Source organism: Actinoplanes sp. NPDC051388 (assembly GCF_055586225.1).
The window spans coordinates 79,544-104,460 of record NZ_JBVJIP010000030.1 but is presented as its reverse complement, the minus strand read 5'-3'; the positions used below and the strand labels follow the sequence as shown (position 1 = coordinate 104,460).

Below are 24,917 nucleotides of genomic sequence, written 5' to 3'. Positions count from 1 at the left end.
TGTAGCCCAGTTCCTTCTGCAGGATGTGGGCCAGGACCGCGGCGTTGGCCTCGTAGCCGACCCAGGGGTTGATCGCGATCTTCACCGTGCCCTTGCTCCCGGCGGCCGGCTTGTCGTTGCCGGCGTCCGAGGTGGCGCCGCCACAACCGGCCAGGGCGAGGGCCAGTGTGCCCGCCACTACGGCGGACAGGCGGTTCTTCATGATTGTTTCCTTCCGAGGAGGACCACCAGGGGTGAATTGCGTGGTGTGTCCGAAAACAGACGGCGGTTGATAGATGCACCACGCGTGCAGCTTCTGTCCACAAAGGACGTGGGCAACGGACACGGTGTGCGTCGGGTCTAGGGCTGGCGTGCGAGAAAGTAGGGGGAGGGCGCCGCCACGCCGTCCGGTCTGCGGGAAGGTGCTGCGTTCCCCGAGACGCCGCACAAGGATCAAGCGTCGATGGGTGATGGTCAACTCCGTGCGAGAAATATTTACTTATGCGTAATCTGCAGCGGACTGTCTGTGATGAGCTTCGCCGGGGCTGTATGGGGGCCGCTGTGACCCGTTGCGTGCTCCTGGGTGACTCGGTCGGACCGGCCTGAGTGCGACTCTTCGCGGACGAATGTCCTGGTCGTTCGGCCCCTCGCAACTCAGCCGGTGTGCTTGGTAACCTTCCGCGGTCGCGGCCGGTGATCGTTCCGTCCGGCCGGGGCACGCACGAGGCGGAGGTCTCGATGACACGGGTCACATACCCATGAGCCGGCACGCACGGAGGTCTCCGATGACGGATAACCGCATGAAGGATCGGGTCAAAGTGATGCTCGGAACACCCGCCGAGACCGAGACGTCGGAGCAAGCCATGGTCGCACCCAGCCCGCGTTTCCCGGATCAGGCGCTGCAGGTCCTGACGATGGCGCAGCGCACCGCCGAGGAGCATGTCGCCACCGCCCACCACCAGGCCGACAAGATCCGCACGGACGCCCAGGCCGCGGCCGAGCAGATCGCCCGCGACGCCCAGGTGCACGCGCACAACGTGCGCCGCGAGGCGGACAAGGTGCTCTTCGAGGCCCGCCAGGGTTCCGAGCAGCTTGCCCGGGACGCCCGCGCCCGCACCGAGGAGGCGCAGGCCAGCGCCGACAAGATCCTGGCGGCCGCGCAGGAGCAGGCCGCCGCGATCACCGCCGAGGCCCAGTCCGGCGCCGATCAGCTCAAGGCCGCGGCGCAGCTGCGCTACGACGACGTGGTCGGCAGCCTCGGCTCCCGCCGCGAGTCGCTGCAGCAGCAGATCGAGGCCTTGGAGGCGTTCGACCGGGAGTACCGGTCCCGGCTCACCGGCTTCATGCAGGGCCAGCTCCGCGCGCTGTGGATGGACCAGCCGCAGGTCTCGCAGGAGCTCGAGGCGCCCGCGCCGGCGCACGCCGCGGAGGTCGAGGAGCCCGCGCGGCAGCTCGAGCAGCGCCCGCCGGACCAGTCGATGAACGGCTTCGTCCCGGCCCAGCGTCCCGTCCCGGAGCAGCCCGTCACCGCCGAGGAGGCCGCGGCCGAGGAAGCCGACGCGGAGGCCCGCGACAACCGGTAGGACACGGGTCCGCGCGCGGGCGTCCCCTGTGAGAGCATCGCCCGCGTGTCAGATCCGGATGAGGACTCCGCCTGGTTCACCGGCATGGAGCCGCTGGACGACCTCGACGAGCGAGGGTTGCCGGCCGGGTTCCCACCAGGATTCCCGGTGCCGGAGAACGCCGTGCTGGTGCGCGCCGAACGTTCCGTGGACGGGCCGGCGGAGCATGCCGTGTGGCGCTCGACCGGTCCGTTCACCGGTTACCGGGAGCGGCTGCGCGAGTTCGGGTGCACGTTCGGGGCGGTGCCGCGGGTGCTCACCAGCCGTCTCGGGCTGACCCGATACACGCTCTATCGCGACGGCGCGGGCGGCAGCATCACGCTGCACCGGACCGCCGCACGCTGGTATCTGGGCGTGGTCTGGCAGCCGGTCGCGGAACCGCCGGCCGCCGAGGTGGATCCGCATTCGATGCCGGACAACCGGCCGCTGCAGGGTGGCCGGGCCGCGGCCCGTGAGCTGACGCTGTTCCTGATGCCGCCGCCGCTGGTGCCCGGCTATGAGGCGGTGCTCGCGCTCGGCACCCTGGCCCGCGAGCTCAACAGCCGGATCGGCGCCCCGCGCCTGTTCCAGCGCCGCCGGCCTGCGCCGGTCAAGGTCGCCACCGCGGTCAAGCCCCTGCTGCGCCGGCTCGACGCCGAGGGGCTGACGCTGCTCCGGCACACCTGCCTCACGATGGTCGACAACGTGGTGAACGCCGACCGGCACCTCAGCCCCGAGGGGCTCACCCTGAAGCGGGACGACGACGGCCACCTCTTCGCCGCCGACATCCGCGACCGCATGCACGGCGTGCTGGACGAGGCGGTGATCCCGATGGCGGAGACCGCGGTGGCGCTGGTCGAGGGCGCCCCGATCGTGTTCGACCTGTTCGCCGACGTCCGCACCGCCGCGGTACGCCCCCCGCCCGACCGCTACCTCTGGGTGTTCCACGGCCTCGACTCCCGGCAGCTCGCCGCCGCCCGGGACGCCGCCTGGGGCGTATTCGACTGACGAGCCCGCATGCGCTACCGTCGGATCAGTATTTGAACACGTTCAAGTCGGGGAGCGGTCATGTGGGTGCTGGTCGATCTGCTGGTCGCCGTCGGCATGCTCGTCGTGGTGCCGGCCGGGCTGCGGCTGATCCGCGACCCGGCGCTCACGTTCGCGCGCCGGTGCTGGCCGTTCGGCGCGGTGGCCGGTGCGGTCAGCCTGTGGCTGCCCCGGGGCGCCGCGGCGACCACGCTGGCCGTCCTCTATGCGATCGCGGCGGCGCTGCTGGCCGGCTATGCGGTCCGGCGGCTGCGAACGATCACCGCGGCCGAGATCGCGCTCTGCACCGCTCTGGTCAGCCCGGCCGTCGCGGCGAGCGCGCTGGTCGCCGAGCGGGCGGGCTACCACCTGTTCGGCTTCGAGCTCGGGGTGCTCGCGCTCACCGTGGCGCACTTCCACTTCGCCGGGTTCGCCGCCGCCCTCATCGCCGGGCTGCAGAGCCGACTGACCCCGAGCCGGCTCGCCGACGCGGCCGCGCTGACCGTGCCGGCCGGCACCGGCCTGGTCTTCCTCGGCTACTTCACCGCCGAGGCCGTCGAGCTGGCCGGCGCGCTGGTGCTCACCGCGGGGATGTGGACGGTGGCCTGGCTGACCTGGCGGCACGCCCGGGTCACCACGGACCGGGTGACCGCCGCGCTGCTCGGCTGCTCGGCGGTCGTGCTGGTGGCGTCGATGGCGCTGGCGGTCAGCTGGGCGCTGGGCGAGGCGACCGGTCTGCCGCATCCGTCGCTGAGCTGGATGGCCGCCACGCACGGGGTGGCCAACGCCCTGGGCTTCGCGGTCTGCGCCCTGGTCGGCCGCTACCGGACGGGAGTTTCGCTGTGAACGAACTTACGTACGCCGAGGTCGGCGCGACCCGCTTCGAGCCGCTGCCGGTCGGCTATCGGCACCTGCACTACCGCACCGAACTGGGCCGCGGCGACTTCGCCGCGGCGGCCGAGGCCATTCTGACGTTCGGGATGCATCGCGGCACCGGCGCCCGGATCCGCACCGACGCCGACCGCGCCGCGCCCGGGGTCCGGCTCACCGTCGGGCTCGGCCCGCTGGTGGTGCCCTGCGAGGTGGTCTGGGTCGCCGAGGACGCCGACCTGGCCGGCTTCGGGTACGGCACGTTGCCCGGTCACCAGGCTCGGGGCGAGGAGTCGTTCACCGTGAAACGCGACGGGCAGGGCCGGGTCTGGTTCGCCGTCACCGCGTTCAGCCGTCCGGCCAGGTTCCCGATGCGGCTCGGCGGCCCGATCGCGCCGCTCGCGCAGCAGGCCTACGCCCGGCTGTGCGCCCGCGCCCTCAAACGCATCGTGTAGCCGAGACCGAGCCTCAGCCGGCCAGCACCCGCTGGTGCAGCGCCGTGACGACGGCCCGGGCCGAGACGAAGGCGCCGTGCTGCCAGGCCACCTCGTGGCTCAGCCAGTCGCCGGCGAAATAGACCCGCCCGGCCGGTCGCAGCAGCAACCGGTAGGGCGCGCTGCCCCACGGCGGCGACGTCCACGCGCCCTCCAGGTGAGGAGTCCGGTGCCAGGCCATCGAGAACGCGCCGGCCAGCTCGGACCGGTACTTCTCGCCGTGGATCTTCACACCCTGCTCGACCGCCCGCGCGGTGCGCTCGGCCGGGGTCAGCGCGCCGTACGCCCGAGCGTTCGCCCCGGTGTTGTAGTAGCCCACGATCAGCCCGCGCCGCGCATGGAAGTCGTGCGACGGATACCAGACGTGCGCCAGATCCAGGTCGGTCTCGGTGATGCCGCCGTAGATCCGCAGATCGTCCTCCCACCACCGGCTCCGGTACTCGAGCCCGATCTTCCCGGACGCGGTGGCCGGGAACGAGCCCAGCGCGGAGGTCACGTCCGCGCCCAGGTTGTGCGGGATGCGGGCCATCAGATGCGGCGGCAGCGTGGCGATGCAGAAGTCCGCGGTGAGCTCGCGGGTGCGGCCGTGCTGCCGGAAGCGCACCGCCACCTCGCCGCACTTCCCGGTCACCTCGAGCACCTCGGCGCCGAGCCGCACCCGGTGCGCGCCGACGGCCCGGGTCAGCGCGGCCGGGATCCGGTCCATGCCGCCGACCGGCTGGAACATCATCATCGCCTGGTCGTAGCCGAACTCGAAGCTGAAGTAGCGGCCGACATTGCTGGCGAACACCTCGGACAGCGGCGGCGGGCCGTCCAGGGGAGTGCCCGCGTCATCGCCGGCCCCCGGATAGGCGGCGAAGCCACGCCTGGTGCTGCCGGGGTACCCCAGATCGTTTCCGAGCGACCCGAATCCGCGCAGGAAGCTCAGCAGCCGCTCCTTGTCCGAAGCGGTCAGGCGGGCGTCCAGCGCGCCCTGGTCGGTGGCCTTGGCGAGCAGTTCGGAGACGTAGCCGTACACGTCGGCCTTGGCCGTGCGGTAGCGGATCGGCCGGCCGGCCGCCTCGTTGTAGATCAGTGCGTCGGCGTTGCTGTTGACGAACGGCTCGATCGGCACGCCCAGTTCGCGGCAGTAGTCCAGGGTGACCATCCACTGTGCGATCCGGGCCGGTCCGGCGTTCAGGTAGACGCCCGTCGAGAAGGCCGCGCGCTGGGTGTGGCCGTCGAGGTCGGTCTGCTCGGTGCCGCCGCGCACGGTGAAGTTGCGGCCGCCGGCCACCCCGCGGGCCTCCAGGATCGTGCAGTCGTAACCGGCTTTGCCCAGTTCGTAGGCCGCGGCCAGGCCGGCCACGCCGCCGCCGAGGATCACCACCTTGCGGGCGGCGCGGCCGGTCAGGGTGAAGTCGGAGCGCCGCGGCGCGCGGAACTCGGGCGCGGCGGCGTGCGTGGGTGCGAGACCGAGCGCGCCCATCGTGGCGAAGAGGGCGCCGGCGCCGCCGGACACTCCCACGGACTGCAGGAAACGGCGGCGGCTCAGCTCATCACGCATGGCACTCATTCTTTGAACGGACTGTTACATCGAGGATCGTCGAAGATTGCCCACACGTTATCTTCCTCGGGTGCGACTGCTCAGCTCTCTCAGCCCTGGCTCGCCGGACGAGGAACAGGCGGTCCGCGGCCCGGACGCCGTGCTGTCCCGGCACGAACTGCTCGGCCGGGCGGCGGCGATCGCGGCCGACCTGGCCGGCGCGCCCGCGGTCGCGGTGGACGCCACGCCGACCACGGCGACCGTCGTCGCGATCACCGCCGGCCTGCTCGCCGGCGTGCCGGTCGTGCCGGTGCCGCCGGACGCCGGCCACGTCGAGCGCGACCACCTGCTGCGCGACTGCGGCGCCACGCTGATCCTCGCGGACGACCCGGCCGCAGCGGGGGACAGCGGCCTGCCGATGCTGCCGGCCACCCGCGCGGACACGTCCACGGCGGTGCCGCCCGAGCCGGACCCGGCGGCGGCCGCGCTCGTGCTCTACACCAGCGGAACGACCGGGCCGCCGAAGGGCGTCGTGGTCTCCCGCGCCGCGATCGCCGCCGACCTCGACGCGCTCGCCGAGGCCTGGCAGTGGACCGCCGCCGACGTGCTGGTGCACGGCCTGCCGCTCTATCACGTGCACGGGCTCGTCCTCGGCGTGCTCGGCGCCCTGCGCACCGGCTCGCGCCTGGTGCACACCGGAAGACCCACCCCCGAGGCGTACGCCGCGGCGGCCGGCACCCTCTACTTCGGCGTGCCCACCGTCTGGTCCCGGGTCTGCGCCGCGCCCGCCGCCGCCCGGCAACTCGCCGCCGCCCGGCTGCTCGTCTCGGGCAGCGCGCCCCTGCGCGTCCCGGTCTTCGAGGCGCTCACCGAGCTCACCGGTCAGGCCCCGGTCGAGCGGTACGGGATGACGGAGACTTTGATCACGGTGAGTGCCCGGGCGGACGGTGAGCGGCGGCCCGGATACGTCGGCCTGCCGCTGGCCGGCGTCGAGACCCGAGTCGTCGGCGAGGGCCATCTCCAGATCCGCGGGACCACCCTGCTGGACGGCTACCTGCGCGGCGGCACGGTCGAGCCGCCGGCGCTCGAGGACGGCTGGTTCCCGACCGGCGACGTGGCGGTGATCGAGCCGGACGGCTGGCACCGGATCGTCGGCCGGGCCTCGACGGACCTGATCAAGACGGGTGGCTACCGGGTCGGCGCCGGCGAGGTCGAGGACGCGCTGCTGGCGCACCCGGAGGTTCGGGAGGCGGCCGTGATCGGCACCCCGCACCCGGATCTGGGCGAGCAGGTCACCGCGTTCGTGGTGGCCGGCACGGTGACCGGGCCCGAGCTGATCGGCTTCGTCGCCGAGCGGCTGGCCGCCCACAAACGGCCGCGCGTGGTGCGGCTGGTGGACGAGTTGCCGCGCAATCCGATGGGCAAAGTGCAGAAGAGCCGCCTCCTCCAGATGTGAGACAGTCGAGCCATGCCCCAGATCCTGTCCCGGCGCGACCTGGACTTCCTGCTGTTCGAGTGGCTGGACGTCGAGGCGCTGACCGCACGGCCGCGGTTCGCCGAGCACTCGCGGGAGACCTTCGACGGCGTGCTCGACCTGGCCGAGCAGCTCGCCGAGCGCGAATACGCTCCGCACAACCGGCGCAACGACCTGGAGGAGCCGACCTTCGACGGCACCTCGGTGACCGTCAACCCCGAGGTCGGCAAGGCCATGCGGGCGATCGCCGAGGCGGGCCTGCTGTCCGCGTCGATGGATTCCTCGGTCGGCGGCATGCAGCTGCCCGTGGTGCTCAACCGCGCCGTCTTCGCATGGTTCCAGGCGGCGAACATCGCCACCTCGGCATATTCGGGACTGACCGTCGGCAACGCGCACCTGATCCTGACCCACGGCACGCCGGAGCAGATCGACACCTATGTGCGGCCGATGCTCGAGGGGCGGTTCACCGGCACCATGTGCCTGTCCGAGCCGCAGGCCGGTTCCTCACTGAGCGACGTGACCACCAGGGCCGAGCGGCAGGCGGACGGCACCTATCGGATCACCGGCAGCAAGATGTGGATCTCCGGCGGCGACCACGAGCTGACCGAGACCATCGTGCACCTGGTGCTGGCCCGGGTCGCCGGTGCTCCCGCCGGGGTCAAGGGGCTGTCGCTGTTCATCGTGCCCAAGCACTACGTCGGACCGGACGGCGCGGTCGGCGAGCGCAACGGCGTCAACCTGGCCGGGCTCAACCACAAGATGGGCTACCGCGGCACCACCAACGCGGTGCTCGCCTTCGACGGGGCCACCGGGCACCTGGTCGGCGAGGAGGGCCGCGGGCTCGCCTACATGTTCCTGATGATGAACGAGGCCCGGATCGCCGTCGGGGCGGGCGCGGTGGCGCTGGGCTACACGGGTTATCTGCACGCGCTCGCGTACGCGCGGGATCGTCGCCAAGGGCGACCACCCGCCGGGAAGGACCCTCTGGCACCGCCGGTGCCGATCATCAAGCACCCCGACGTGCGGCGGATGCTGCTGGCGTCGAAGAGCTATGTCGAGGGCGCGATGGCGCTGGTGCTCTATGCGGCGAAGCTGGTCGACGAGCAGGACGACCTGCTGCTGGACGTGCTCACGCCGATCGTCAAGGCCTGGCCGTCGCAGTGGTGCCTCAAGGCCGACGAACTCGCCATCCAGGTGCACGGCGGGTACGGCTACACCCGCGAATACCCGGTCGAGCAGTTCTACCGGGACAACCGCCTGAACGCGATCCACGAGGGCACCGACGGCATCCAGGCGCTCGACCTGCTCGGCCGCAAGGTGACCATGCGCGGCGGCGCCGGGCTGGCGGCGCTGGCGGCGGCGATGCAGGCGACCGTGGACCGGGCGCCGGCCGACCTGGCGGAGATGGCCGCGGCGCTGCTCGCCGGACGGGACCGGCTGCTCGACGTGACCCGCGCGCTGTGGGCGGACGGCGACGCGGACCGGGCGCTGGCGAACGCGACGCCCTATCTGGACGCCGCCGGGCACCTGGTGATCGCCTGGATGTGGCTGGAGCAGGCGATCGCGGCGCACGGCAAGGAAGGCGCCTTCTACGACGGCAAGCGGCTCGCCGCGCGCTACTTCTTCACCCACGAGCTGCCCCGCACCGGGCCGTGGCTCGACCTGCTGGCCGCCGGCGACACCCTGCTGCTCGACCTGGACGACACCGTCCTCTGATCATTATCGGACCGCCAGCCCATCGCTGGTCTGGGCGGCGCTGATCCGGCCGGGCGAACCCGTCCATCCGGGGCGGGCGGCGCCGGCACCCGTTCTTGGGATATCAAAGCGTGGGTGACGGCTTCCTCGTGGTGCACCGCGATCCGGGCGGATCCATGCTGCTGGTGCCGCCCGATCGGGCGGCCCGCGGCACGGCGTGCTCGCCGACCGCGCCGGGGCGGCCCGCCCGCGCCGGGCGATCCGGGGCGGGTTCCGGGGGTACGCCCACCGCCCGCCGCCGCGCCCGGAAGATCGTGAACAGGAACGCGACGGCGGTCAGCGCACTAACCAACAGGACCGCCGCGCCGAGCGCGGCCCCGACCGCGATCACGAAGGTGCGCGGGTGTGTTGTGCTCATGGTCTTTCCGTTCGCCGGTGTCGAGTCGAATCGAGTGTTCGGCACCGGTGTGCGCGCTCACAACGGCCGCCCGATCCGAGTGCGGTGCCGGATTCCGGCGGAGACGGCATGATCGACCTAACCCCTGGGGAGGACTACGTTCGAGGAGGACCGATGTTGCGCAAGGTTGATTGCGTGCACCTGACGGTCACCGATCTGGACGCCGGGATCGGCTTCTATCGCGACCGGCTGGGCCACGAGCTGATCTGGCGCACCGAGGAGGCGGCCGGGCTGCGGCTGCCGGACACCGACGCGGAGATCGTGCTGTCCGCCGAGCACCCGGGCCCACAGGTGGACTTCCTGGTCGACTCGGTGCCGGACGCGGTGGCCGAGCTGACCGCGGCCGGCGCCACCCTGGTGCGCGGGCCGCTGGACATCCCGGTCGGGCGGGTCGCGGTGCTGGCCGACCCGTTCGGCAACCTGCTCAGCGTGCTCGACCTGTCGAAGGGCCGCTACGCGGCGGACGGGCTCGGTCTGTCCCTCTAGGGTCGTGGCATGAGCGGCGGGGATGTCTGGCAGGTCGGGGACGCATATGAGGCGTATGTCGGCCGGTGGAGCCGGCGGGTCGCGGTCGAGTTCGTGCGGCGGCTCGACGAGCCGGCAGGCCTGCGCTGGCTGGACGTCGGCCGCGGCACCGGCGCGCTGACCGCGGCCATCGAGGGCGCCGCGTCGGTGATCGGGGTGGACCGCTCGCTGGGCTTCCTTCGCTCATCGCGGAACGTCGTGAACGGCGACGGCGTCGCCCTGCCGATCCGGAGTGCCAGCTTCGACGTGGTGGTGAGCGGGCTGGCGCTGAACTTCATGCCGGACCCGGCCGCCGCGGTCGCCGAGATGGCCCGGGTGGCCGTCGACGGAGCCACGGTCGCCGCCTACGTCTGGGACTACGCCGACGGGATGGCGATGATGCGGCACTTCTGGGACGTGGCCGCCGAGGTCGACCCGGTGGCCGGCGAGCGCGACGAGGTGCGCCGCTTCCCGATCTGCCGCCCGGAGCCGCTGCGCGGGCTGTGGACCGCCGCCGGGCTGGGCGACGTGATCACCGGGGTGATCGAGGTGCCGACCCGCTTCGCCGACTTCGCCGACTACTGGACGCCGTTCCTCGGCGGCCAGGGCGCGGCGCCGGCCTATCTGGCCCGGCTCCCGGATCAGACCCGGGCCGCGATCCGGGACCGGCTGCACGAGCGGCTGGGCGACGGGCCGATCGCGCTGACCGCCGCCGCCTGGACCGTGTCCGGCGTCAGGTGTTGAGCGGGCGGCGGGCCACCGCGAGCACGTGCGTCACCGGCCAGTCCATCGGCGTGCCGTCGGCGGCGGCCAGGGACGCGACCGGTGCCAGGCGGTGCTCGACGATCCAGTCGTTGCGGCTGGTCCGCGAGACCGGGTCGATCTCGAAGCCGACGTCGGTGAGCAGCGACTTCCAGTCGGCGAACTCCAGGCCGCAGAACTGCTCCCGGGTCTCCGACTCCCAGTTGTCGGTGTAGTCCTTGCGGGTCAGGAAGTCCATCGCGGCGCCCAGCGAGAGGCGGACCCGCCCGGCGTCGAGCGGCTCGAAGGCGAACGGGAAGGCGAAGTCGGCGGCGAAGCGGTCCAGCTTCGCGCGGGTGGACAGCCCGCCCACCGGGCCGCCGGCCGCGCCGTCGTCGGTGGCCAGGGTCAGGATCACCGGGCGGTCCTTGCCGTCCGGGCCGCACACGTCGCTGTTGATCCACACGCCGCCGGGCGCGGTGTGGTCGTAGACCGCCTGGGCGAACGCCCGCAGCGACTTCTCCCGCTCGCCGTAGGACCAGATCTCGTGGGTCAGCGCGAAGGTCAGCGTGGTGTCGATCGATCGGTCCGGGAAGATCGCGCCGCCGAGCACGTTGCGCCGGTAGAAGTAGACGTTCTCGTTGTGGAACAGGCCCTGTGCCTTCTTGTGCACGCACTCCTCGAAGAGGTGCCGGGCCACCTCGACCCCGATCAGGTCGCTCTCCCGCAGCCCCGGCTCGCGGTCGGCCAGCTCGAGCACCGAGCCGGCGCCGCAGCCGACGTCCACGATCCGGCCGGGCCGCACGTGCGCCCGGACCAGCTCCCACTTGCGGGTCGCGGCCTCCTCGAACGCGGTGATGTAGGTGCGGTAGTCGCGGGACGCGGTCAGCCCGCCCTCGTCGCCGACCACCGGATCGTTCACCACCGACCGCACCAACTCGGGCAGGAGGTAGCGGTCGAACACGTCGACCGTCGCCGGATGGGCCAGGTCACGCCACGAGGCGTCGTCGGCGGCGAGCCGGAGCAGCACGTCCCACGGCCGCGGCGGGTTCGGCACGACGGCGTCCTCGACCGGAAGGATCTCGAAGCCCAGCGCCGCATAGAGCTCCGCGACCGCCGGGGTCGAGCACGCCACCCGGGTGTTCGCGGCCGTCAGCTCGATGCCGGTGGAGACCCGCACGTTCTTCAGCGTCACCGAGGCGAACCGGGCGGTCGGCGCGGTGTCGAACACCGGCACCACCAGCGACCGCAGCCCCTCCCGCACGCTGAACTGCTCGATCGCCGCCTCGCGCCGGTGAAAGGGCACCGGGTTGCGCCTGGTGTTCTCATGGTTCGCCGAGGTCACCGCCCACACCACTGTCGCGTCGGCGGCGAGCCGGCGCAGGGTGTCGGCCTGGAAGCGGGTCAGCACGTGGTGCCGCCCCGGAAAGAGCAGGTAGGTCACCGCGGAAACTTTATTCGAGACCGATGTCGAAATCCGGCCGGCCCGTTCGAGCTACCTGGCGAAGGAAGGGAGAGGGGCATGTTGCTCGCCGGATTGGTCGCGGGGCCGCTGTACGTGATCGTGTCGCTGATCGAGGTGTTCAGCCGGGACGGGTTCGACCCGCGGCGGCACGCCTGGAGTCAGCTCGCCAACGGGGATTTCGGCTGGATCCACAGCACCAACCTGATCGTGTCCGGCCTGCTCGTGGCGCTGGGTGCGATCTCCTGGAAGCAGCGTCGGCCGGGACGGGCGTGGGCGTTCCTCCTGGTCTACGGCCTCGGCATGGTGGTGGCCGGTGTGTTCCGGGCCGACCCGGGCCGCGGCTTCCCGGAGGGCACGCCGGAAACCGTTGCGCTGAGCACCTCCGGCCTGGTGCACTTCGCGGCCGGCGGCATCGGCTTCATCTGTCTGGTGATCGCGTGCTTCCTGGTCGGCGACCGCTTCTCCCAGATCGTCGGCGGGCTCTTCGGCGTGGGATACGCCGTCCTGATCGCCGGCGCGGGGCAGGCTTGGAGCCTGTTGACCTTCACCGCCGCGGTCATCCTGGCGAGCGCCTGGATCACCGCCGTTTCCCTCCGACTGTTCACGAAGACCGAGATCAAGGAGCCGGCCCGATGAGATATCTGACCCTGCTGCGCGACACCCGCCCCGGCACCCCGCCCCCGCCCGAGCTGATGGCGGCGATCATGAAGCTCGGCGAGGACGCCACCGCGGCCGGCGTGCTGCTGGACACCGCCGGGCTGGCGCCCAGCGCCGCCGGCGCCCAGGTGACGCTGCGCGACGGCGACCTGAGCGTCACCGACGGCCCGTTCGCCGAGTCGAAGGAGGTGGTCAGCTATGCCCTCTACGACGTGCGGGACAAGGCCGAGGCGGTCGAGTGGGCGTCCCGCTTCGTCAAGGCGCACCGCGACCTCTGGCCCGGCTGGCAGGGCGAGGTGGACGTGCTGAAGGTCTTCGGCCCGGAGGACTTCGGACCGCAATGAGTCGGCAAGCCGTCGAGACGGTGTGGCGGATCGAGTCGGCCCGGCTGATCGCCGGGCTGGCCCGGCTCGTCCGCGACGTCGCTCTGGCCGAGGACCTCGCCCAGGAGGCGCTGGTCGCCGCGCTGGAGCAGTGGCCGCGTGACGGCGTGCCGGACGCGCCCGGCCCGTGGCTGATGGCGGTGGCCCGCAAGAAGGCCATCGACGCGCTGCGCCGCCGGGACGCGTACGCGGGCAAGCTCGCCCTGCTGCACCGCGACGCCGAGCCCGCCGAACCGGACCGGGAGGACGCCATCGACGACCACATCGGCGACGACCTGCTCCGGCTGATCTTCACGGCCGCGCATCCGGCGCTGACCACCGACGCGCAGAAGGCACTGATCCTGCGCATGCTCTGCGGCCTGACCACCCCGGAGATCGCCCGCGCGCTGCTCATCCCGGAGGCCACCGCCGCGCAGCGCATCGTCCGCGCCAAGCGCACGCTGGCCGATGCCGGGGTCACCTTCGAGCTGCCCACCCCGGCGCAGACCCGGGAGCGGCTCGCCGCCGTCCTCGGAGTGGTCTATCTGATCTTCAACGAGGGGTACGCGGCCAGCGCCGGCGAGGACTGGGCCCGGCCGGCGCTCTGCCGGGAGGCGATGCGGCTGGGCCGGGTGCTGGCGGCGCTGCTGCCCGCCGATGGCGAGGTGCACGGGCTGCTCGCGCTGATGGAGTTGCAGGCGTCCCGGCTGGGCGCGCGCGTCGACGCGGCGGGGGAGCCGGTGCTGCTGCCGGACCAGGATCGACGCCGCTGGGACCGGGCGCTGATCCGACATGGTCTGGGGGCGTTGAAGGTGGCGGAAGGCCTGGGCGGTGGCGCGTACACCATCCAGGCCTCGATCGCCGCCTGCCATGCCCGCGCGATCACCAGTGACCAGACCGATTGGCCGCGGATCGCGGCCCTTTACGAGGTGCTCGCGCACCTGCAGCCGACCCCGGTGGTGCTGCTCAACCGGGCCGTCGCGGTCGGCTTCGCCGGCGATCCGGCCCGCGGCCTGCGCCTGGCCGACGAGCTGGTCACGGTCCGTGCGCTGCGGTCCTACCCCCAACTTCCCGCGGTACGCGCGGAGCTGCTCGAACGCCTCGGCCGGCTCGACGAGTCCCGGGCCGAGTTCGCGCGCGCGGCCGAGCTCAGCAACAACGCGGCCGAACAGCGCCTGCTCCTGCGCCGTGCCGCTCGGACTTAAGGCATGCTGTGCGCATGCCTGAGCGGATCGATCACCCGCATCGTGTCGTCGTCGTCGGAGCCGGCTTCGGCGGCCTCTTCGCCACCAAGGCGCTGCGCCGCGCCGACGTGGAGGTCACGCTGATCAACGGCACCGCCTACCACCTCTTCCAGCCGCTGCTCTATCAGGTCGCGACCGGCATCCTGTCCGAGGGCGAGATCGCCCCGCCGATCCGCGAGATCCTGAAGAAGCAGGACAACGTCGACGTGCGGCTCGGCTGGGTCACCGGCGTCGACCCGGACGCCCGCAAGGTCAGCGTCGAGGCGCCCGGCATGGAATACGAGGTGGAGTACGACACGCTGATCGTGGCGGCCGGCGCCTCGCAGTCCTATTTCGGGCACGACGAGTTCGCCTTCCACGCGCCCGGCATGAAGAGCATCGACGACGCGCTCGAGCTGCGCGCCCGCATCTTCGGCGCGTTCGAGATCGCCGACCTGCAGACCGACCAGGAGGCGATCGACCGCTGGCTGACCTTCGTGGTGGTCGGCGCCGGCCCGACCGGCGTGGAGATGGCCGGGCAGATCGCCGAGCTGGCCCACCGCACCCTGCCCGGGCAATACCGGCACATCGACCCGCGCCGGGCCCGGGTGATCCTGGTCGACGCGATCGACGCCGTGCTGGCCAGCTTCGGCGACCACCTGGCCACCCGCGCGCTGCGCCAGCTGCACCTGCTCGGCGTCGAGGTCGAGCTGGAGACCAAGGTGGTCGGCGTGGACAGCACCGGCATCGACGTGGAGACCAAGCGCGGTCCCGAACGCATCGAGTCGATGACCAAGATGTGGGCCGCCGGGGTGGCCGCGCCCAAACTGTCGAAGTCGATCGCCGAGGCCACCGGCGCGCCCACCGACCGGGCCGGCCGCATCGAGGTCAACCCCGACCTGACGGTGCCCGGGCACCCGGAGATCTTCGCGGTCGGCGACATGGCGTCGCTGGACCGGCTGCCCGGCGTGGCCCAGGTGGCGATCCAGGGCGGCCGCTATGCCGCCGGCCAGATCAAGCGGCGGCTGGCCGGCAAGGAGCCGGGCGGCCCGTTCAAGTACTTCGACAAGGGCAGCATGGCCACGATCAGCCGGTTCTCGGCCGTCGCCAGCGTCGGCAAGCTGCGCTTCTCCGGCTTCATCGGCTGGCTGATGTGGCTCGCCGTGCACCTGCTCTATCTGGTCGGCTTCAAGAACCGGGTCACCGCGGTGCTGCACTGGGCGGTGAGCTTCCTGGGCCGAGGTCGTTCGGAGCGGGTGTCGACGTTCCAGCAGGCGTTCGCCCGAGCCGCGATGGGGGAATACGGAGACCCGTTCGACCGCATCAAGTCGTCTCCTTCCCCTCCACCACGGTGAACGCGTCCGCCTGGCGCTGCAGCCGACCCCACAACTCGCGCAGCACCGTCGTGGTGGGGTGGTCCGTCGGCTGGATTCGCTCGGCAACCTCCACCGCTCGCCGGCAACAGGCCATCGCCTCGTCGGTCGAGCCGAGATCACGCAGGCACGTGGCGAGAATCGCCAGCCGGATGGCCATGTCGGGGTGGTCCGGGCCGAGTGCTGCTTCGGTGATCGCCAGCGCACGCTCGAGCAGCGGCACCGACTCACTCGCGCGGCCGAGAGCGTAAAAGCTGGCCGAGAGATTCTCCAGCCGGATGGCGACGTCGGGGTGGTCCGGGCCGAGTGCTGCCTCGGTGATCGTCAGCGCACGATGCTTCAGAGACAGGGCCTCGCTCTCCCGGCCCAGGGAGCGAAGGCCGGCAGCGAGGTTCCCCAGCAAGACGGCGACGGTGGGGTGGTCCGGGCCGAGTGCCGCTTCGGTGATCGCCAGCGCACGTTCGAGCAGTGGCACCGACTCGCTCGCGCGGCCCAGAGCTTGCAAGCCGGCGGCGAGATTCCCGAGCCGGATGGCGACGTCGGGGTGGTCGGGGCCGAGTGCTGCTTCGGTGATCGCGAGTGCGCGTTGCTTCAGGGGAAACGCATCGTCCACCCGGCCGAGGTCGCTGTAGCTGGCGGCGAGGTTCCCCAGCCGGATGGCGACGGTGGGGTGGTCGGGACCGAGTGCTGCTTCGGTGATCGCCAGTGCACGTTGCTCCAGCGGCGCCGACTCGCTCGCGCGGCCCAGAGCGTGCAAGCTGACGGCGAGATTTCCGAGCCGGATGGCAACGTCGGGGTGGTCGGAGCCGAGGGCTGCTTCGGTGATCGCCAGCGCGCGCTCGAGCAGCGGCACCGACTCGCTCGCCCGGCCCAGAGCCTGAAAGCTGACGGCAAGATTCCCCAGCAAGATCGCGACGGTGGGCTCATCCGGGCTGAGGGCTGCTTCGGCGATCGCCAATGCGCGTTGCTCCAGCGGCACGGCCTCGCTCGCCCGGCCCAGGGTGCGGAAGCTGGCGGCGAGATTTCCCAGCCGGGTTGCGACGGCAGGATGGTCCGGGCCGAGTGCCGCCTCGGCGATCGCCAAGGAGTGTCGGAGGTGTGATTCGGCTTGCCGGTAGAGACCTTGTGCTGATTCGAACACCGCGGCCTGGTTCAGCAGGAGGCTCAATTCGGGATCAGTGCTGTGCGGCAGGCGGTCGGCGAGAGCGGAGATGTGTGGGAGCAGCTCACGCCACTGTGGCCAGCTGGCCGGATCTCCTTCGGGGTTGCCCGGAATCAGCTTGGTGAGCAGGTCGGTGGCCCGCTTGGCGGGATCGGCCGTGGCCGGGTCGGTGGCCACGGTGAGGCGCAGGACCGTCTGCACCAACCGATGGATGCTGAAGGTGTCCGTCGTCAGGGTGAGCATGCTGTAGGACGAAAGCAGGCCGAGGATCCGGTCGGCTGCCACCCGGTCGTCGTCGGCCAGCTTGGTGACGAAGTGGCGAGGGACGTCGTCCGCGGCGAACCAGGCGAGCACGCGCAGGACCTCAACCGCCTCGGTGGGAAGGACGTTGAGGGTGACGGCCCAGACCAGGGTGATGGCACGCTGGGCATCATTGCCCGGCGCTACCGCCGCGAGCAGCCCGCCGGGCTGCTCGTTCAGGCGGTCCCGGTAGGCGGTGAGCGAGATCTCGTGATGGTTGACATAAGCGGCGGCCTGCTCCAGCGCCAGCGGCAGGCACCCCAGGCAGCGGGCGATCTCCTCCGCGACCGCGTCGTCGGCCGGCTCGGGCTCCTGCTGCCGCAGTCTGCCGTGGAGCATCTGCACTGCCTCCGCCATGGAAAGCACGCCGAGGCGGATCGGGAGTAGTCCGCGACCCGCCCAGTCGATGTTCCGGCGGGTCGTGACCAGCACGTGACCGCGTTTGGTGGCCCCGAGGACGGTGTCGATGTGAGCGGGGTCCTCGACGTTGTCGAGAATCAGCAACCAGCCGGAATGGTGCTCCAGCCAGCCGATGGCCCACTCCTCGGCCTGCTCGTCCGGCAGGGCGGTGATCACCGGCGCGACCCGGCGGGCGAGTGCGGCGAGTCCGGTGGTGATGTTCGCCGGGCTGTCGGCGACAACCCACCACACCGCCGTGTACTGATCCCGCGATGCGTGAGCGTGATGCAGGGCCACCTCGGTCTTGCCGACGCCACCGAGCCCGGCCACGCTCTGACCGATCACGCTGCCCGTCCCGGTCGTCACCGATGCCGCAACCCGCTCCATCACCGAGTCGCGGCCGACGAACACGCCGGCCGGCCGCCTCGGCACGTTCCACAAGCTCGCGGGTGCGGGCACCTGGTCAGGCGTGGGGAGACCGCCGGGAGGCAGGATCGTCGGACTCGCGTGGTCCCCGGTGAAGACCGAACCGGAGATGGTTTCGGCCGCGACGGACCGCTCTCCCGCGGCGTGCGGACCCGTCACCGCATCACGACGTCACAGCGGTCGCGGTATCGAGCACCGTCCAGGTCCATCCAACCTGGATACACCGGCCCACCCGGCTGGGAAAGCGCCGATCGGACACCAACCGGCCGATGATCGGCAAACCCACCGCATGGACGACCTACGCCGGGTTGGCGCGCCATTGGAGGAGGGCTGCGGTGGCGTCGTCGCGCAGTTCGCCGTTCTCGTAGGAGACTATTTTGTGGATCAGGCGGCGCATCACCTCGGGGACCGGGGTGCCGCTGGTCAGGGCCTCGGTCATGAACTCGGTCAGCTGGTCCAGGCCGAAGTCGTTGCCGTCGGCGTCGCGGGCTTCGGTGATGCCGTCGGTGTAGAGGACCAGGGCGTCGCCCGGCTCCAGGCACACCTCGGTCACGCCCGGCGGGCGGTCGACCATGTGGCCCAGGCCCAGCGGCAGCGCGGTCGGGACCGGGGGTGGGGGCATCGCCCGGCCGCCGCGCAGCAGCAGCTCGGCCGGGTGGCCGGCGGAGATGCGGTGGTAGACGCCGGTGGCCGTGTCCAGCTCGGTGAGCAGCGCAGTCACGAACGCCCCGGGATATTTCGCCCGGATCCACTTGTCGATCGAGCGGTAGGTGTCGCTGAGCGAGAGGCCGGATCGGCGGGCGTTGCGATAGGTGTTCAGCGTCAGGGTGGTCAGCGCGCTCGCGTCGATGCCGTGGCCCACCGTGTCGAAGAGCGCCACGTGCAGCACGTCGCCGTTGGCCGCGTAGTCGAACGAGTCGCCGCCGACGTCGTAGCAGGGTTCGAGCACGGCCGTCACCACGGTGTCGTTGGCCGAGAAGGTGAGCGGCGGCAACTGGTTCCAGATGATCTCGGCGGCCAGTTGCATGGGCAGCCGGCGGCGGGTGTGCTCGACCGCGTCGCCGTATTGTTGCCGGCTCGCGATCAGCTCGGCCACCAGGGCGGCGACCACGTCTATGTCGGCCCGGAGGCGGTCGCTCGGCGGCTCCTTGAAACGCACCTTGAGCACGCCCAGCCGCTCGGACCCGTGCAGCAACGGCAGCCACCACGCGGGGCCGTCGGCGGCGTCCTCGTCGTGACCGGGCTCGGTGCGGCGGAACGCGCGACCGGCCGGCGTGCCGTCGACGGCCTGCCGTCCGCCGTCCGGCGGTGTGCCGCGCAGCGGCCAGAGCGCGATCTGCTCGTAGTCGACCAGCAGCACCTCGACCTCGGCGGCGCCGAGCAGCGGCGCCACCTCGGCCAGTGTCAGCGGCAGATCCTCGGTGCGGCCGTGCTGCCGAAGGTCCAGCAACCGTCGCACAGCTTCCATCACATCCGCCACATGCCTATCCTTCTCCCCGGCGGCCACACCGCAACCGCTTCTGCTTCAATCCGGCCCGGATCGGCCGATTCAGGAGATATGGCCACCTCTACGCGGGCTCCGCTGCGCCACGTCCTGGCGACCGGCGGGCTGGTTGCGGCCGGCATTGTCTGGTATGTGGCGTATATGACGGGCGTGGCCGGCCCGATCTGGCCGGCCTACTGGCTGGTCTCGATCGGCGGCATCGTGGCCGCGCTGGCCGTCGGTCGGCTGCTGCTCTCGGTGCCACTCGCGAGCGCCGCCCGGCGCTTCTGGGCCGTCCTGCTCGGCTCGTTCCTACTGATCGGCGTGGGCTACGGGATCTTCGCGGTCGACGTCGTGCGGCACGCCGTGGACGGGCGGGCGCCCGGCATCGGGCTGCCGGCCGCGCTCGGTGTGGGTCTCGGTTTCCTCTCGATGAGCGGCGCGGTGCTGCTGGTGCCGATGGAGGCCGGTGACCGGACGCCGTTGCGGCTGCTGCTCGACCGGGCCATCGCCTTCTTCGGCTGCGCGGTGCTGCTCTGGCACTTCGGCCTCGCCCCGATGGTCACCGCCGAGGATCCGTGGACCCCCGCCGGCATCGTCCTGGTCGGGCTGGCCTTCCTGGTGACGACGGCCGGGGTGTCCCGGGTCTCCTACATCACGAGCAGCCCGGTGGACATCACCGCGCTGCGGCTGATCGTCGGCACCGGCCTGAGCGCGATCGGTGTCGCCATTCTGGCCGACCGGATGGGCGCGAACGGTGGCGTCCCGGCCCAGGCCATCGTGATGCCGCTGGCGCCGCTGCTGGCCACCTTCGCGACCCGCGAGCAGTGGCGCGCCGCGATGTCGCCGCCCGCGCCGTCCCGCCGCACGGCCGGCGGGCTGCTGCCCTATCTGGCGGTCGGCGCGGTCGTGATCGCCATGCTGTCGGTCGCGCTCGGCGGGATGGCCTGGACCGACGGCACGGTCCTGATCCTCTCCGTGGTCGTCGGCCTGCTGGTCACCACGCGGCTGTACGCCGGCAACCGCGACAACCTCGCCCTGCTGCACGAGAAGAACGTCTCCGAGCAGCAGTTGCAGCACGAGGTGACGCACGACGGCCTGACCGGGCTGCCGAACCGCGCGCTGTTCCGCGAGCGGCTCGCCGCCGAACTGGCCGCCCGCGACGTCACCACCGTGCTGATCGTGGACCTGGACGACTTCAAGACGGTGAACGACTCGCTCGGCCACGAGGTCGGCGACCGGCTGCTGCTCTCGGTCGCCTGCGCGCTGCGCGAGGCGGTCGGCGATGACGGGGTGCCGGCCCGGCTCAGCGGCGACGAGTTCGCGGTGCTGGTGTTCGGCGGCGCCGCCGCGGGCGAGCGGGTGGCGCAGCGGCTGCTCGACATCCTCACCCTGCCGATCGGCGAGGACCGGCTGCTGATCCAGACCAGCGCCGGCATCGCCTCGGCCGAGCGCGGCGCCACCCTGGACACCGCGCTGCGGCACGCCGACGTCGCCATGTACGGCGCCAAGCAGCGCGGCAAGGCCGGCTACGTGCGCTACGTGCCGGGCATGGAGAAGCCGGTGCTGGCCCACATCCAGCTCGGCGGCGAGCTGCGCCGGGCACTCGACCAGAGCGAGTTCGTGCTGCACTACCAGCCGGTGATGCGGCTCGACGACCGCAAGGTGATCGGCGTCGAGGCGCTGGTCCGCTGGCAGCACCCGACCCGCGGGATGGTGCCGCCGATCGAGTTCATCCCGGCCGCCGAGCGCACCGGCCTGATCGTGCCGCTGGGCCGCTGGGTGCTGCGCGAGTCGTGCCGTCAGGTGGCCGCCTGGCTGGCCGAGTTCGGGCCGGAAGCGTTGCAGAAGCTCGGCCCGAACGTGTCCGCCCGGCAGCTGCACGACCCCGACTTCGTGAGCGACGTGAGCGCCGCCCTGGAATACAGCGGGCTGCCCGCCGACCGGCTGGTGCTCGAGCTGACCGAGTCCGAGGTGTTGCGTGGCCGGCAGGTGCTGCGCACCCTGCACGAGCTGGACAAGCTGGGGATCAGCCTGGCGTTGGACGACTTCGGCACCGGCGAGTCGTCGCTGAGCCTGCTGCGTCTCTTCCCGGCGGCGATCGTCAAGCTGGACAAGTCCTTCGTCGACGGCATCGAGATCGAGGACGGCGACCCGGCGGCGGCCGACGCCCGGCAGGCGGTGGCCCGCGCGGTCAGCCAGCTGGCCGGGGCGCTGCGGCTGGACACGGTGGCCGAGGGTGTGGAGAACGAGGGCCAGGTGATCAAGCTGCGCGAGCTCGGCTACACCCTGGGCCAGGGCTACCACCTCGCCCGTCCGATGCCGCCGGCGCAGTTCCGTGCGCTGCTGGCGGCACAGAACACCAGGATTGTCGTAGCCGCCGGTTAGCATTTCCGGTCATGGAGGCCGATGCGCTGACCGCGTGGCTCGATCAGTTGATCTTTGCCGACCTCACCACCGACGAGGTCACCGCCCGCGTCATCGACACGGTCGCCGAGTGGGGCGCCGGGCAGGGCTGGCGGGTCTACCGCCGCGCGCCGAGCGTGGTCACCCTGCCGCCGCCGATGGAGCGGCAGCACTCGGTGGTCGACGTGGCCTTCGCCCGCGCCGACGGGCCGCCGCTGGTGGTCGAGGTCGACCACTCCGACCGCACCCGCACGGTGGACAAGCTGCTCGCCGAGGCCGAGGCGGGCCGCATCGCGATCTGGGTGCGCTGGGGCGCCGGGCCGTTCCGAGCGCCGCCGATGCCGGTGCAGATGGCCACGCTCGAGGTGACCCGCCGTTCGGGTCGTCGCTTCGCGCGGGCCCATGATCTGATACCCCCGGCCCACGGCGCCGGGATCGCCGGCGCGGAGGAGATGACGATGCCGTTCGGAGAGACCCAGTGAAGGGGGGCCCGGTGACCGGAGATCGGGTGAGCGACGAGGCGTCCGCACGCAAAGCCTGGCGGGTGACCGAGCCCCTGCACGCGATGATCTATTTCGCGCCGGAGGCCTTCGAGCGGTTCGGCGCGCTCGGGCTGAGCGCGATGGAGGGCTACTTCGCCTCCCGCGGCGCAGTCTTCGGGGTGACCGGCCCGGGCCCGGTGATCGCCACGTTCTACGGCTTCAACCCGCGCCTGGTGCGCAAGGCGCTGCCCGCGGTGTGGGAGCGCACCACCCCGGCCGCGGTGCTGGCCGCCCGGCTCGAGGCGGCCGACGCGGCGCTGCGGCGCGGTCTCGGTGACGTGGTCGGGTCGCCCGAGGTGGCCGAGGCCGCCGGGCTGGCCCGGCGCGCGGCCGAGTCGGCGGCCGAGATCCCGCAGGGCCGGGCGCTGTTCGCCGCGCACACCGCGCTGCCCTGGCCCGAGGAGCCGCATCTGCGGCTCTTCCACGCCCAGATGCTGCTGCGCGAGTTCCGCGGCGACGGGCACGTCACCGCGCTGCTGCACGCCGAGCTGAGCGGGCTCGAGTCGCTCGTCCTGCACGTCGCGTCCGGCTCTGCCGCACGGGAGTTCCTGCAGCCCACCCGGGGCTGGCGCGACGAGCTGTGGGAGGCCGGCGTCGAGGGGCTGCGCGCCCGCGGCCTGATCGACGGCGACGCCCTGACGGACGCGGGCCGGGCGCTGCGGGCGGAGGTCGAGGCGGTCACCGACCGGCTGGCCGAGCCGGCCTATGCGGTGCTCGGCGAGGAGGGCCGGGTGCGGCTGGCCGAGCTCACCCGTCCGCTGAGCCGCACGCTCGTCAAGCTGGGCATGCTCGATCCGATGAACCTGGTGAAACAGGCCCAGAACCCGCCACGGTAGGACACCCTGGATGGGTGGACCTTTCGGGGCAGTCCCACACCGAGGAGTGGTGGGCACAGTTTCCGGAGGCCTCCGAGCGGTTCGACGCGGCGATGGTGGTGGACGGCTTCGGTGACCTCCTGGTCGGGCGCATCACCGCACCCCTGCTGCGGCAGGAGGCCCGGCTGGCCACCGACGTGGTGGTGCGCTGGCTCAACCGGCCGCAGAGCAAGGAGCTCGAGACCTGGGCGCACGGCGCCGCCGAGCGGCTGACCGACACGCTGCGCCGCTTCGCCGAGCGGGCCACGTTCACCTCGTCGATCGACGAGGCCGAGGTGCTCTGCCTGGCGCTGCACGGGGAGTACGCGAAGGCCGCCGCGGCCGCCGAGCCGATCGTCGGCACCCTGCCGCTGCTGCGCCTGTTCGTGACCGCCCTGCGGCTGGAGTACTTCGACATCCCGCTGACCCTGCGCCTGATCGAGGGCGGGCAGCTGCCGGGCCGGGCGATCCAGTCCGGCTTCCTGATCGGCAAGTACGGCTGGTGGCCGTCCTGGCTGCTCCGGGTGGTCACCGAGCGGGCCCTGGCCGGCACCCTCGACCCGCCCACCATCGCGGCGCTGGACCGGTGCGCCTTCGCCGGGCTGAGCCCGTTCCAGGCGCGGCTGGCCCGGCGGCTGCTGGACGGCGAGACGGAGTTGATCGCGACCGCCGCCGACCGGCTCGAGGGGCTGGGCGAGAAGGAGTCGGCCGACCGCCTGCGGGAAGGCGACCTCAACGCGGTGGCGTTGGCAGCTCGTCTCGTTCCGCTCTAGACCGTCCCGATTCGTAATGCTTATCGCGACTTAACTTTTGCATGATCTGACGAATCTTTATCTCGTGACAGCCGTAACTTAACGGTAACGTGCGTATCGAGAAATGCGGATGAAGCTATGCCGCCGGCATGGGGGTGCCGGTCGATTCGGCACGCCCCCGTGCCCCGTCAACACCCGACCGGGAGGCACCACCCCATGCACGAGTCCCACGTCAGCCGCAGGAGAATTCTGGGCGCCGCAGCCGCCGGCGCCGCGGCCATCGGTACCTCCACAGTGCTCTCGTCACCTGCCGAGGCCACCGGGGGAGCCCCACATCGCGTACCGCGCGACAAGATCAGCGTGCAGCTCTACACGCTGCGCGACCAGCTCGGTCTGGACCTCGAGGGCAGCCTCGAGGAGCTCGCCGAGATCGGCTACACCAGGGTCGAGCACGCCGGCACGGTGGGGCGCACCCCCGCCCAGTTCCGGGCGGCGCTCGACGCGGCCGGCCTGCGGGCCACCTCCGGGCACGCCGGCATCCCGCAGCCGTGGGACGCCGAGGCCTGGAAGCGGACCCTCGACGACGCCGCGATCATCGGCAACAAGTACATCGTGCACGCGTTCTTCGGCCTCGGCCCGAACGGGCCGATCCGGGACGCGGCGGTGTACCGCGCCTTCGCCGCCGACCTCAACAAGGCCGGTGAGCTGGCCCGCCGTGCCGGGCTGAGCTTCGGCTACCACAACCACCACCTCGAGTTCGTCCGCCAGGACGGCACCGAGCGCACCGGCTTCGACATCCTCACCAGCCAGACCGACCCGCGGTACGTGCACCTCGAGGTGGACCTGTACTGGGCCTGGCGCGGGGCACACGACCCGGTCGACCTGATCCACCGCCACCGCGGCCGGATCCGCCAGGTGCACGTCAAGGACCTGAAGGTCGACACCAGCAACTTCACCAGCGCCCCGTTCGAAGACCCGGGCGTCGGGATCATCGACTTCAAGCGGATCTTCAAGCTGGCCCCCGAGGCGGGGCTGGTCGAATACATCGTGGAGCGCGACGACGCGGGCACCCCGCCGCGCACTCCGGAGCAGGCCTTGGACACCGCCCGGGTGGGCTACGAATTCCTCGACGGATTGCGGTTCTGAC

The 24,917-nt window shown here is 71.9% G+C and carries 22 protein-coding genes and 1 pseudogene; 17 read left to right on the top strand and 6 right to left on the bottom strand.

The annotated features are described in order from the left end of the window. Window positions 1–202, bottom strand: a pseudogene (locus ACZ6TI_RS45520) (glycine/betaine ABC transporter substrate-binding protein); the annotation flags it as partial. Window positions 203–764: 562 nt separating this feature from the next. Between ACZ6TI_RS45520 and ACZ6TI_RS45515 the strand changes: the two are divergent. The 4 genes from ACZ6TI_RS45515 to ACZ6TI_RS45500 are packed head-to-tail and all read left to right on the top strand — an operon-like array spanning window position 765 to window position 3,931. Then, window positions 765–1,562 carry a hypothetical protein gene (locus tag ACZ6TI_RS45515; protein WP_465351538.1) on the top strand — a complete coding sequence of 266 codons (798 nt, stop codon included), beginning with the start codon at window positions 765–767 and terminating at the stop codon, window positions 1,560–1,562. Window positions 1,563–1,607: 45 nt separating this feature from the next. Beyond that, window positions 1,608–2,588 carry a hypothetical protein gene (locus ACZ6TI_RS45510; RefSeq protein ID WP_465351537.1) on the top strand — a complete coding sequence of 327 codons (981 nt, stop codon included), beginning with the start codon at window positions 1,608–1,610 and terminating at the stop codon, window positions 2,586–2,588. Between the two features lie 60 nt (window positions 2,589–2,648). Further along, window positions 2,649–3,452, top strand: a complete 804-nt coding sequence (locus ACZ6TI_RS45505) for a YndJ family protein (protein ID WP_465351536.1) — start codon at window positions 2,649–2,651, stop codon at window positions 3,450–3,452. Then, window positions 3,449–3,931 carry a DUF1990 domain-containing protein gene (locus ACZ6TI_RS45500; protein WP_465351535.1) on the top strand — a complete coding sequence of 161 codons (483 nt, stop codon included), beginning with the start codon at window positions 3,449–3,451 and terminating at the stop codon, window positions 3,929–3,931. The genes ACZ6TI_RS45505 and ACZ6TI_RS45500 overlap by 4 nt, the downstream gene beginning before the upstream one ends. Window positions 3,932–3,944: 13 nt before the next feature. Here ACZ6TI_RS45500 and ACZ6TI_RS45495 read toward each other — a convergent pair whose 3' ends face one another. Next, window positions 3,945–5,516 (bottom strand): flavin monoamine oxidase family protein, encoded by a 1,572-nt coding sequence (locus ACZ6TI_RS45495; RefSeq protein ID WP_465351534.1) that lies wholly within the window; start codon window positions 5,514–5,516, stop codon window positions 3,945–3,947. Between the two features lie 70 nt (window positions 5,517–5,586). On the opposite strand from ACZ6TI_RS45495, the gene ACZ6TI_RS45490 reads away from it, so the two are divergent. Together ACZ6TI_RS45490 and ACZ6TI_RS45485 are read left to right on the top strand one after the other, a co-directional pair. Continuing rightward, a complete protein-coding gene (locus ACZ6TI_RS45490) occupies window positions 5,587–6,951 on the top strand; it encodes an AMP-binding protein (protein WP_465351533.1) in 1,365 nt (454 codons plus the stop codon). 12 nt (window positions 6,952–6,963) lie between these two features. Further along, window positions 6,964–8,685, top strand: coding sequence for an acyl-CoA dehydrogenase (locus tag ACZ6TI_RS45485; RefSeq protein WP_465351532.1), 1,722 nt, complete (start codon window positions 6,964–6,966; stop codon window positions 8,683–8,685). A 103-nt stretch (window positions 8,686–8,788) separates the two neighbouring features. On the opposite strand, the gene ACZ6TI_RS45480 is transcribed toward ACZ6TI_RS45485, so the two are convergent. Then, window positions 8,789–9,082 (bottom strand): hypothetical protein, encoded by a 294-nt coding sequence (locus tag ACZ6TI_RS45480; protein WP_465351531.1) that lies wholly within the window; start codon window positions 9,080–9,082, stop codon window positions 8,789–8,791. Window positions 9,083–9,235: 153 nt separating this feature from the next. On the opposite strand from ACZ6TI_RS45480, the gene ACZ6TI_RS45475 reads away from it, so the two are divergent. Together ACZ6TI_RS45475 and ACZ6TI_RS45470 are read left to right on the top strand one after the other, a co-directional pair. Next, entirely contained in the window at window positions 9,236–9,607 is a 372-nt protein-coding gene (locus tag ACZ6TI_RS45475; protein WP_465351530.1) for a VOC family protein, read from the top strand. A gap of 9 nt (window positions 9,608–9,616) precedes the next feature. After that, on the top strand, window positions 9,617–10,369 hold the full coding sequence (locus ACZ6TI_RS45470; protein ID WP_465351529.1) for a class I SAM-dependent methyltransferase: 753 nt from the start codon (window positions 9,617–9,619) through the stop codon (window positions 10,367–10,369). On the opposite strand, the gene ACZ6TI_RS45465 is transcribed toward ACZ6TI_RS45470, so the two are convergent. Continuing rightward, window positions 10,359–11,810, bottom strand: a complete 1,452-nt coding sequence (locus ACZ6TI_RS45465) for a class I SAM-dependent methyltransferase (protein WP_465351528.1) — start codon at window positions 11,808–11,810, stop codon at window positions 10,359–10,361. The genes ACZ6TI_RS45470 and ACZ6TI_RS45465 overlap by 11 nt on opposite strands. A 78-nt stretch (window positions 11,811–11,888) precedes the next feature. Here ACZ6TI_RS45465 and ACZ6TI_RS45460 point away from each other — a divergent pair, with 78 nt between their 5' ends. The 4 genes from ACZ6TI_RS45460 to ACZ6TI_RS45445 are packed head-to-tail and all read left to right on the top strand — an operon-like array spanning window position 11,889 to window position 15,428. Next, window positions 11,889–12,467 carry a DUF998 domain-containing protein gene (locus tag ACZ6TI_RS45460; RefSeq protein ID WP_465351527.1) on the top strand — a complete coding sequence of 193 codons (579 nt, stop codon included), beginning with the start codon at window positions 11,889–11,891 and terminating at the stop codon, window positions 12,465–12,467. After that, window positions 12,464–12,832 (top strand): YciI family protein, encoded by a 369-nt coding sequence (locus ACZ6TI_RS45455; RefSeq protein WP_465351526.1) that lies wholly within the window; start codon window positions 12,464–12,466, stop codon window positions 12,830–12,832. Before ACZ6TI_RS45460 ends, ACZ6TI_RS45455 begins: the two co-directional genes overlap by 4 nt. Continuing rightward, complete coding sequence (locus ACZ6TI_RS45450; RefSeq protein ID WP_465351525.1) at window positions 12,829–14,055, top strand: RNA polymerase sigma factor; 1,227 nt, start codon at window positions 12,829–12,831, stop codon at window positions 14,053–14,055. Before ACZ6TI_RS45455 ends, ACZ6TI_RS45450 begins: the two co-directional genes overlap by 4 nt. Before the next feature lie 14 nt (window positions 14,056–14,069). Next, window positions 14,070–15,428, top strand: a complete 1,359-nt coding sequence (locus ACZ6TI_RS45445; RefSeq protein WP_465351524.1) for an NAD(P)/FAD-dependent oxidoreductase — start codon at window positions 14,070–14,072, stop codon at window positions 15,426–15,428. Here the strand turns inward: ACZ6TI_RS45445 and ACZ6TI_RS45440 are convergent. Then, window positions 15,397–17,739 (bottom strand): tetratricopeptide repeat protein, encoded by a 2,343-nt coding sequence (locus ACZ6TI_RS45440; protein WP_465351523.1) that lies wholly within the window; start codon window positions 17,737–17,739, stop codon window positions 15,397–15,399. The two genes, ACZ6TI_RS45445 and ACZ6TI_RS45440, sit on opposite strands and share 32 nt — an antisense overlap. A 292-nt stretch (window positions 17,740–18,031) precedes the next feature. After that, window positions 18,032–19,201, bottom strand: coding sequence for a PP2C family protein-serine/threonine phosphatase (locus ACZ6TI_RS45435; RefSeq protein WP_465351541.1), 1,170 nt, complete (start codon window positions 19,199–19,201; stop codon window positions 18,032–18,034). A 90-nt stretch (window positions 19,202–19,291) separates the two neighbouring features. On the opposite strand from ACZ6TI_RS45435, the gene ACZ6TI_RS45430 reads away from it, so the two are divergent. From ACZ6TI_RS45430 to ACZ6TI_RS45410, 5 genes are all read left to right on the top strand, one after another. Then, on the top strand, window positions 19,292–21,604 hold the full coding sequence (locus tag ACZ6TI_RS45430; protein ID WP_465351522.1) for a putative bifunctional diguanylate cyclase/phosphodiesterase: 2,313 nt from the start codon (window positions 19,292–19,294) through the stop codon (window positions 21,602–21,604). 11 nt (window positions 21,605–21,615) lie between these two features. After that, complete coding sequence (locus ACZ6TI_RS45425) at window positions 21,616–22,104, top strand: hypothetical protein (RefSeq protein WP_465351521.1); 489 nt, start codon at window positions 21,616–21,618, stop codon at window positions 22,102–22,104. Window positions 22,105–22,115: 11 nt separating this feature from the next. Beyond that, the gene (locus ACZ6TI_RS45420) at window positions 22,116–23,000 is read left to right on the top strand and encodes an SCO6745 family protein (protein ID WP_465351520.1); all 885 of its coding nucleotides are present in this window, start codon (window positions 22,116–22,118) and stop codon (window positions 22,998–23,000) included. Window positions 23,001–23,014: 14 nt separating this feature from the next. Continuing rightward, window positions 23,015–23,791, top strand: a complete 777-nt coding sequence (locus ACZ6TI_RS45415; protein ID WP_465351519.1) for a hypothetical protein — start codon at window positions 23,015–23,017, stop codon at window positions 23,789–23,791. A 195-nt stretch (window positions 23,792–23,986) separates the two neighbouring features. Continuing rightward, on the top strand, window positions 23,987–24,916 hold the full coding sequence (locus tag ACZ6TI_RS45410; protein ID WP_465351518.1) for a sugar phosphate isomerase/epimerase family protein: 930 nt from the start codon (window positions 23,987–23,989) through the stop codon (window positions 24,914–24,916). The last annotated feature ends 1 nt before the right edge of the window (window position 24,917 follow it).

What these genes read in the sequence shown, in the direction of transcription:
- ACZ6TI_RS45515 (WP_465351538.1), top strand. Translation starts at nt 765, where the DNA reads ATGACGGATAACCGCATGAAGGATCGGGTCAAAGTGATGCTCGGAACA.
- ACZ6TI_RS45505 (WP_465351536.1), top strand. Translation starts at nt 2,649, where the DNA reads ATGTGGGTGCTGGTCGATCTGCTGGTCGCCGTCGGCATGCTCGTCGTG.
- ACZ6TI_RS45495 (WP_465351534.1), bottom strand. Translation starts at nt 5,516, where the DNA reads ATGCGTGATGAGCTGAGCCGCCGCCGTTTCCTGCAGTCCGTGGGAGTG.
- ACZ6TI_RS45485 (WP_465351532.1), top strand. Translation starts at nt 6,964, where the DNA reads ATGCCCCAGATCCTGTCCCGGCGCGACCTGGACTTCCTGCTGTTCGAG.
- ACZ6TI_RS45480 (WP_465351531.1), bottom strand. Translation starts at nt 9,082, where the DNA reads ATGAGCACAACACACCCGCGCACCTTCGTGATCGCGGTCGGGGCCGCG.
- ACZ6TI_RS45475 (WP_465351530.1), top strand. Translation starts at nt 9,236, where the DNA reads ATGTTGCGCAAGGTTGATTGCGTGCACCTGACGGTCACCGATCTGGAC.
- ACZ6TI_RS45470 (WP_465351529.1), top strand. Translation starts at nt 9,617, where the DNA reads ATGAGCGGCGGGGATGTCTGGCAGGTCGGGGACGCATATGAGGCGTAT.
- ACZ6TI_RS45460 (WP_465351527.1), top strand. Translation starts at nt 11,889, where the DNA reads ATGTTGCTCGCCGGATTGGTCGCGGGGCCGCTGTACGTGATCGTGTCG.
- ACZ6TI_RS45455 (WP_465351526.1), top strand. Translation starts at nt 12,464, where the DNA reads ATGAGATATCTGACCCTGCTGCGCGACACCCGCCCCGGCACCCCGCCC.
- ACZ6TI_RS45450 (WP_465351525.1), top strand. Translation starts at nt 12,829, where the DNA reads ATGAGTCGGCAAGCCGTCGAGACGGTGTGGCGGATCGAGTCGGCCCGG.
- ACZ6TI_RS45445 (WP_465351524.1), top strand. Translation starts at nt 14,070, where the DNA reads ATGCCTGAGCGGATCGATCACCCGCATCGTGTCGTCGTCGTCGGAGCC.
- ACZ6TI_RS45435 (WP_465351541.1), bottom strand. Translation starts at nt 19,201, where the DNA reads ATGGAAGCTGTGCGACGGTTGCTGGACCTTCGGCAGCACGGCCGCACC.
- ACZ6TI_RS45430 (WP_465351522.1), top strand. Translation starts at nt 19,292, where the DNA reads ATGGCCACCTCTACGCGGGCTCCGCTGCGCCACGTCCTGGCGACCGGC.
- ACZ6TI_RS45425 (WP_465351521.1), top strand. Translation starts at nt 21,616, where the DNA reads ATGGAGGCCGATGCGCTGACCGCGTGGCTCGATCAGTTGATCTTTGCC.
- ACZ6TI_RS45410 (WP_465351518.1), top strand. Translation starts at nt 23,987, where the DNA reads ATGCACGAGTCCCACGTCAGCCGCAGGAGAATTCTGGGCGCCGCAGCC.